Raw genomic sequence first — 8,934 nt, 5'->3', positions numbered from 1 at the left:
TCCACGCCGCCGGCATCACCCACGACACCCCCCTGCACACCCTCACCCCCAACCACCACCTCCACCCCGTCCTCGCCCCCAAAATCGACGGCGCCACCCACCTCCACCACCACACCCGCCACCACCAGGACCTCGCCGCCTTCATCCTGTTCTCCTCCATCAGCGGCCTCCTCGGCGGCGCCGCCCAAGCCAACTACGCCGCCGCCAACACCTTCCACGACGCCCTCGCCCACCACCGCCACACCCAAGGCCTCCCCGCCACCAGCCTCGCCTGGGGACTATGGGCCCACACCAGCACCCTCACCGCCGGACTCGGTCAGAACGACCACAAGCGCCTGGCCAGGCTCGGCCTGCGCCCGCTCGAAACGGACCACGCCCTGGCCCTGTTCGACGCGGTGGTCTTCGGCGCGGCAGCGCAGCCGCCGGTGCTTGTACCGGCCCGCCTGAACAGGGCGACCGACGCGCCGCCGCCCCTGATGCGCCGCCTGATCTCCCCACGCCGCCGGGCGGTGCGGGCGGCCGCCGGGCAGGACGGCTCCCTCACGACGCGACTCTCCGCGCTCACTCCCCAGCGGCGGAGCGCGGCCCTGCTCGACCTGGTCCGCACCGAGGTCGCCACCGTCCTCAGCCACCCCGACCCCCACACCATCCCCCCCGACCGCCCCCTCATCGAACTCGGCCTCGACTCCCTCACCGCCGTCGAACTCCGCAACCGCCTCACCACCACAACCAACCTCCGACTCCCCGCCACCCTCACCTTCGACCACCCCACCCCCGAGGGCATCGCCGAACTGCTGGACGGCCTGCTCGGCGGGGACGTCAGGGCGGACAAGGCGCCGGTGCGGGCCGAGACGACCGCGACAGGGTCGCTCGCGGACGATCCGGTCGTCATCGTCGGGATGGCCTGCCGGCTTCCGGGCGGCATCGAGTCGCCGGAGGCGCTGTGGCGGCTGGTGGAGCGCGGCGGGGACGCCGTGTCGGAGTTCCCCGCCGACCGGGGCTGGGACCTCGAACGGCTCTACGACCCCGATCCGGACCGTCTCGGCACCTCCTACACCCGGCACGGCGGGTTCCTGCGGGACGTCGCCGACTTCGACGCCGCCTTCTTCGGCATCTCGCCCCGTGAGGCGCTGGCGACGGACCCGCAGCAGCGGCTGCTCCTCGAAGTGGCCTGGGAGGCGTTCGAGCGGGCCGGGATCGACCCCCGCCGGCTCAGGGGCAGCCGCACCGGGGTCTTCGCCGGGGTGATGTACCACGACTACGCGCCCCGGCTGCAGGAGATCCCGGGCGACCTGGAGGGCTACCTCGTCAACGGCAGCGCGGGCAGCATCGCCTCGGGCCGCGTCGCGTACACGTTCGGCTTCGAGGGCCCGGCGGTGACCGTCGACACGGCCTGCTCGTCGTCGCTTGTCGCGCTGCACCTGGCCGCACAGTCGCTGCGTACGGGTGAGTCGGACCTGGCGGTCGCCGGCGGCGTCGCCGTGATGTCGTCGCCCGCCACGTTCGTCGAGTTCTCCCGGCAGCGGGCCCTGGCGGCCGACGGGCGGTGCAAGGCGTTCTCGTCCTCGGCCGACGGCACCGGCTGGGGCGAGGGCGTCGCCCTGCTCCTCCTCGAACGGCTGTCGGACGCACGCAGGAACGACCACCCGGTGCTCGCGGTGGTCCGCGGCTCGGCCGTCAACCAGGACGGCGCGTCCAACGGCCTGACCGCCCCGAGCGGCCCGTCGCAGCAGCGGGTCATCCGGCAGGCGCTCGCCAACGCCGGGCTGACGACCGGCGAGGTGGACGTGGTCGAGGCGCACGGCACCGGCACGACGCTCGGCGACCCGATCGAGGCGCAGGCGCTGCTGGCGACATATGGCCAGGACCGCCCGGCCGAGCGGCCGCTGTGGCTCGGTTCCCTCAAGTCGAACATCGCGCACACCCAGGCCGCGGCGGGCGGTGCCGGCGTGATCAAGATGATCATGGCGATGCGCGCCGGGGTGCTGCCGAAGACCCTGCACGTCGACGAGCCGACCCCGCACGTGGACTGGTCGAGCGGCGGCGTGCGCCTCCTCGACGAGGCGCGGCCCTGGCCGGAGGACAGCGGCCCGAGACGGGCCGGGGTGTCGTCGTTCGGGGTGAGCGGGACGAACGCGCACGTGATCCTGGAGCAGCCCCCCGCCGCCGAGGAGCCGGTCAGGACGCCGGGCACGCCACCGCCCGGCACGCGGCCCGCCGTGCCGCCCGCCGTGCCGTGGGTGCTGTCGGGCCACCTGCCCGAGGCGCTGCGCGGTCAGGCCGTCAGCCTCGCGACGTACCTGGACGGCCGGGCGGACCTCGACCCGGTCGACGTGGCGCACTCCCTCGTCTCCGCCAGGACGCTGCTGGCCGAGCGTGCCGTCGTGGTCGCGCCGGACGCGGCGGGGCTGACCTCCGGGCTGACCGCCCTCACCCGCGAGGGCGCGCTGCCCGGCCACGTCGTACGCGGCACGGCCGACGTCGCCGGGAAGGTCGTGTTCGTCTTCCCGGGGCAGGGCGGGCAGTGGCCCGGCATGGCCGCCGGGCTGCTGGAGTCGGCGCCCGTGTTCGCGGAACGGCTCGCGGAGTGCGAGCGGGCGCTGAGCGAGTTCGTCGACTGGTCGCTGCTCGACGTGGTGCGCGGCGTCCCCGGCGCGCCGGGGCTCGACCGGGTCGACGTGGTGCAGCCGGTGCTGTGGGCCGTCATGGTGTCGCTCGCCGAGCTCTGGCAGTCGTACGGGGTCCGTCCCGACGCGGTGGTGGGCCATTCGCAGGGGGAGATCGCCGCGGCCGTGGTGGCGGGCGGGCTGTCGCTGCGCGACGCCGCCCGCGTGGTGGCCCTGCGCAGTCAGGCCATCCGGACCCTGTCGGGTGACGGCGGCATGGCGTCGGTGGCCCTGCCGCTGGAGGAGGCCGAGGCGCGGATCGCGCCCTGGGACGGACGGCTGTCGGTCGGGGTCGTCAACGGGCCGGGCAGCGTGGTCGTGTCCGGCGAGGTGAGCGCCCTGGCCGAGCTGCTGGCCGCGCTCGACGCGGAGGGGGTGCGCAACCGGCGGCTCCCCGTCGACTACGCCTCGCACTCCGCCCAGGTCGAGCTGATCTCCGACGAGTTGCCGAAGGCGCTGTCCCCGATCACGCCCCGCGCGCTGACCGTGCCCATGCTGTCGACCGTCACGGGCGAGTGGGCCGGCGAGGGGGAGCTCGACGCCGACTACTGGTACGCGAACCTGCGGCGGCCCGTGCGGTTCGAGGCCGCCACCCGCGCGCTGGCGGCCAGTGGTCACACCGCGTTCGTGGAGATCAGCCCGCATCCGGTGCTGGCGTCGAGCATCGAGGACACCCTGGAGGCGGCGGCGGTCGCGCCCGCGCTGGTCACCGGGACGCTCCGGCGCGACGAAGGCGGGCCGGAGCGGTTCCTCGTGTCGCTCGCCGAGGCCTTCGTGCGGGGCGTGCCGGTCGACTGGGCCGTCGCCCTCCGCGGAGCCGACCCACGCCGCGTCGACCTGCCGACCTACGCCTTCCAGCGCACCCGCTTCTGGCTCGACGCCTCGCGTACGTCCTCGGCCACGTCTTCCGAGGGCGGGGTGAACGACGGCGCTGCCGGGGGGCAGGCGCCCGAACCCGCGTCGCGGTTCGCCGGGCTCGACCCGGAGCAGCGCCGCGAGGCCGTGCTCGACCTCGTCCGCACGGAGGTCGCCGCGGTGCTGCGGCACGCCGACGGTGCGGAGATCCCGGCGGCCAGGGCGTTCCGGGAGCTGGGGCTCGACTCGCTGACCGCCGTGGACCTGCGCAACCGGCTCCGTACGGCGACCGGGCTGCCCCTGCCGACGACGCTGATCTTCGATCATCCCTCGCCCGCCGCGGTCACCGACTACATCCTGTCGGCGCTGGCCGAGGCCGAGGTGGACGGCGACGGCGAACCCGCCGGCGACCCGTTGACCGCGCTGCGGCGGCTGGAGGCGAGCCTGCTCGCCGAGCCCGGCGGCCGGGGCGAGGTCGTCTCCCGCCTGCGCGCGCTGCTGGCCCGCTTCGACACCCCGCTCGGCGCGGACGACGACCCGGACGACGAGATCGACCTCGACTCCGCCACCGACGACGAACTCTTCGACCTCCTGGACAGGAGCTGAATTCTGATGGCGAACGACGACAAGCTGCGCGAATATCTCAAGCGTTCGATCGCGGAGACCAAGCAGGCGGAGAAACGGCTGCGGCAGATCGAGGCGAAGTCGCGGGAGCCGATCGCGATCGTGGGGATGGGGTGCCGCCTGCCCGGCGGGGTGGCCTCTCCCGAGGACCTGTGGGACCTGGTCGCCGAGGGCCGCGACGCCGTCACCGAGTTCCCCGCCGACCGCGGCTGGGACCTCGACGCCCTCTACGACCCCGACCCCGACCAGCCCGGCACCTCCTACACCCGCCACGGCGGCTTCCTCGACGACGTCGCCGGATTCGACGCCGCCTTCTTCGGCATCTCCCGCCGCGAAGCACTCGCCAGCGACCCCCAGCAACGCCTCCTCCTCGAAGTCGCCTGGGAAACCCTCGAACGCGCCGGCATCGACCCCACCACCCTCAAGGGCAGCCGTACGGCGGTGTACGCGGGGGTGGCCGACCGTACGTACGGCTCACGGCTGCCGGAGGTGCCCGAAGACCTGGAGGGCTATCTGGCGATCGGCAATCTGGGCAGCGTGCTGTCGGGGCGGATCGCCTACACCTTCGGCTTCGAGGGCCCGGCGGTGACCGTCGACACGGCCTGCTCGTCGTCACTGGTCGCGCTGCACCTCGCCGTCCAGGCCCTGCGTACGGGGGAATGCGACCTCGCGCTCGCGGGCGGGGTGACGGCGATGGCGAGCCCGATCGGGTTCACCGAGTTCTCGCGGCAGCGGGGGCTCGCGCCGGACGGGCGGTGCAAGGCGTTCTCCTCCTCCGCCGACGGCACCGGCTGGGCCGAAGGAGTCGGCCTCCTCCTGGTCGAACGCCTGTCCGACGCGCGGAGGAACGGACATCGTGTCCTCGCCGTCGTCCGCGGCACCGCCATCAACCAAGACGGCGCCTCCAACGGCCTGACCGCACCCAACGGCCCCTCCCAGCAACGCGTCATCACCCACGCCCTCCACAACGCCGGACTCACCCCATCGGACGTCGACGCCGTCGAAGCCCACGGCACCGGCACCACCCTCGGCGACCCCATCGAAGCCCAAGCCCTGCTCGCCACCTACGGCCAGGACCGCGAGCGCCCGCTATGGCTCGGCTCCCTCAAATCCAACATCGGCCACGCCCAAGCCGCCGCCGGCGTCGCCGGAATCATCAAAACCGTCCACGCCATCCGCAACGGCCTGCTCCCCCGGACCCTCCACGTCGACCAGCCCACCCCCCACGTCGACTGGACCACCGGCAACATCAAACTCCTCACCGAATCCCAGCCCTGGCCCGACCACGGCCACCCCCGCCGTGCCGCCGTCTCCGCCTTCGGCGTCAGCGGCACCAACGCCCACGTCATCATCGAACAGGCACCCGACCAGATCGACGCGGCCACGACCGTGGAGGCACCTCCGAACGGGTCACGCGTGACGTCCACCGGCAGCCTGGCTCCGGCGGAGGCCGGGCATCAGGCACCGGCCACGCAGGACCCCGGCGCCCACGACACTCCGCGTCCGGTGGACGTTTCCCAGGGGCGTGGGGTGCCGGTGGTGGGGTGGGTGGTCTCGGCGCGGTCACCCGAAGCGCTACGCGCCCAGGCCGCCCGCCTGGCCGACCACCTCGACCGCCACCCCGGCCTGGACGCGGTCGACGTCGCCCACTCCCTGACCACCACCCGCGCCCACTTCGACCACCGCGCCGTCATCACCGGCACCACACCACAGGAACTCCTCGACCGCACCCGCGCCCTCGCCGACGGCCGCAACACCCCCGGCATCGTCACCGGGACCGCCCGTCCCGGCAAGGTCGCGTTCGTGTTCACCGGCCAAGGCAGCCAACGCCCCGGCATGGGACGCGGCCTCTACGCCGCCTACCCCACCTTCGCCACCGCCCTCGACCAGGCCATCGAGGCATTGGACGAGCACCTGGCCGGACACACCCCCGTGCCGCTACGCGAGGTCCTGCTCGGGGACGCCGACCAGACGCTGCTGGACCAGACCCTCTACACCCAGCCCGCCCTGTTCGCCCTGCAGACCGCCCTCACCCACCTCCTGTCCACCTGGGGCATCACCCCCCACGCCGTCGCCGGGCACTCCATCGGCGCCATCGCCGCCGCCCACACCGCCGGCATCCTCACCCTCACCGACGCCGCCACCCTCGTCACGACCCGCGCCCGCCTCATGCACACCGCCCCACCCGGCGGCGCCATGACCGCCATCAACGCCCCCGAAACCGCCATCACCCCCCACCTCGCCGCCCATGAGGGCAGGGTCACCATCGCCGCCGTCAACACCCCCACCTCCACCGTCATCAGCGGCGACCACGACGCCGTCACCCACCTCACCGAACGCTTCCGGCAGCAGGGACACAAGGTCCGGGCCCTGACCGTCAGCCACGCCTTCCACTCCCCCCACATGGACCCCATCCTCGACGACTTCCACAAAGCCATCGACGACCTGACCCACACACCCCCCACCCTCACCTTCGTCTCCGACCTCACCGGCACCCCCACCCCACCCGACGGCCCCGACTACTGGACACACCACCTACGCAACCCCGTCCGCTTCGCCGACGCCACCCGCACCCTGCACGACCACGGCGCCACCACCTACCTCGAAATCGGCCCCGACGGCATCCTCACCGGCCTCATCCGCGACACCCTCGACGGCACACCCGACCTGGTCGCCGTCCCCGTGCTACGCCGCGACCGGCCCGAACCCCACACCGCCGTCACCGCCGCCGCCCACACCCACACCCACACCCACGGCGCCCCCGTCGACTGGACCGCCATCCACGGCCCCGCCACCACCGTCGACCTGCCCACCTACGCCTTCCAGCACGAACACCTCTGGCTCACCCCACCCACCCGCCAGACCGACCCCGCAGCCCTCGGCCTCACCACCACCGCCCACCCCCTGCTCGGCGCCGCCCTCACCCTCGCCCACGACGACACCACCGTCTACACCGGCACCCTCTCCCTCACCACCCACCCCTGGCTCACCGACCACACCGTCTTCGACACCCCCATCCTCCCCGGCACCGCCTACCTCGACCTCGCCCTCCACGCCGCCGACCACACCGGCCACACCACCATCGACGAACTCCTCCTCCACGCCCCACTCGTCCTGCGACCGGGCCGTAAGGTCCGGGTGCAGGTGATCGTGAACGGCGCGGACGCCGACGGGAACGCGACGCTCGACGTGTACTCACGCGACGAGGGAGAGCACGGTGAGTGGACCCGTCACGCGACCGCCGTACTGGCCAAGGACGACTCCGCGCCCGGCTTCGACCTCACCGCCTGGCCGCCCGACGACGCCGTGCCGATCGAGGTGGAGAGCGTCTACGACGCCCTGACCCTGGCGGGCCTGCCGTACGGTCCGGCGTTCCGGGGGCTGCGCACGGCATGGCGGCGGGGCGACGAACTGTTCGCCGAGGTGACGCTCCCGCAGGAGGCGGACGGCGACGTGACGGGCTACGGCGTGCACCCGGCGCTGTTCGACGCGGCCGTGCACCTGCCGGCGTGGGCCGGCCTGGCGGAGGTCCCGGAGGGGCACAACCGGCTGCCGTTCGCCTGGAGCGGGGTGCGCCTGCACGCCACCGGCGCCACCGACCTGCGGGTACGCGTCAAGCTCGGCGATGCCGGATCGCTGTCACTGCAGGCCGCCGACCCCACCGGCGCACCCGTCGCCTCCATCGACGCCCTCACCGCCCGGCTCGTCTCCGCAGAACAGCTGACCGTCTCCGGACCGAGGCCAGACGACAGCCTGTTCCGGGTGGAATGGTCGCCCCTGGAACTCCAGCCGGCGGCACGCGAGGCCTGGGCCGTGCTCGGCGACCGCGCCCTCCACGAAGCCCTCCGCCAGACCGTCACCGCCTCCTACTACGACGACCTGACCGCCCTCACCGACGCCGTCGACGCCGCAGAACCCGTCCCCGACGTGATCGTCCTACCCGTCGGCTCCCACCTCCACCAGGAACAGCCCGTCAGGGACGGCGACACCGAGCCCACCGATCCGGAGCGGGCCACATCCGCCACCGGCAACGAGACGGGCGATCACAGCAGGGCGGGCGGAGACCCGGTGGCGGCGGCGCACGCGGTGACCGAACGCACCCTGACCACCCTGCAGACCTTCCTGGCCGACGACCGCCTCACCACCACCCGGCTACTCGTCCTCACCCACCACGCCGTCGCCACCACCAGCCAACAACCCATCGACCTCACCACCGCCCCCATCTGGGGCCTGGTCCGCTCCGCCCAGACCGAACACCCCGGCCGCATCCACCTCATCGACCACGACCACAACACCCTTAGCCAGCTCCCCCAGGCCGCCGCCACCGCCCGCCACCACGACGAACCCCACACCGCCCTCCGCGACGGCACTCTCCTCACCCCCCGCCTCACCCCACACAGCTCCAAAGATGCTCAGCCGAGAGCGTGGAACCCCGACGGCACCGTCCTGATCACCGGCGGCCTCACCGGCATCGGCGCCCTCCTCGCCCACCACCTCGCCACCCACCACCACATCCGCCACCTCCACCTCACCGGCAGACGCGGCCACCACACCCCCGGCGCCGACACCCTCATCCACCAACTCACCACCGCAGGCGCCCACGTCACCGTCACCGCCACCGACATCACCAACCCCCACGCCGTCGAAGATCTCATCACCTCAATCCCCCCCGACCACCCCCTCACCGCCGTCATCCACGCCGCCGGCATCACCCACGACACCCCCCTGCACACCCTCACCCCCAACCACCACCTCCACCCCGTCCTCGCCCCCAAAATCGACGGCGCCA

At 73.4% G+C, this 8,934-nt stretch carries 2 protein-coding genes; both read left to right on the top strand.

The genetic code is table 11. The annotated features are described in order from the left end of the window. Positions 1-4,127 (top strand): type I polyketide synthase (locus HHX40_RS35350; protein WP_182884033.1); only part of this gene is annotated, 4,127 nt, incomplete at its 5' end. A 6-nt stretch (positions 4,128-4,133) separates the two neighbouring features. Next, positions 4,134-8,934, top strand: a 4,801-nt coding sequence (locus HHX40_RS35345) for a type I polyketide synthase (protein WP_182884032.1), incomplete at its 3' end; no start/stop codon positions are given.

This window comes from Microbispora sp. H10949 (assembly GCF_014161435.1).
Taxonomy (GTDB): Bacteria; Actinomycetota; Actinomycetes; order Streptosporangiales; family Streptosporangiaceae; genus Microbispora; species Microbispora triticiradicis.
This window is presented reverse-complemented; position numbering and strand designations above follow the sequence as displayed.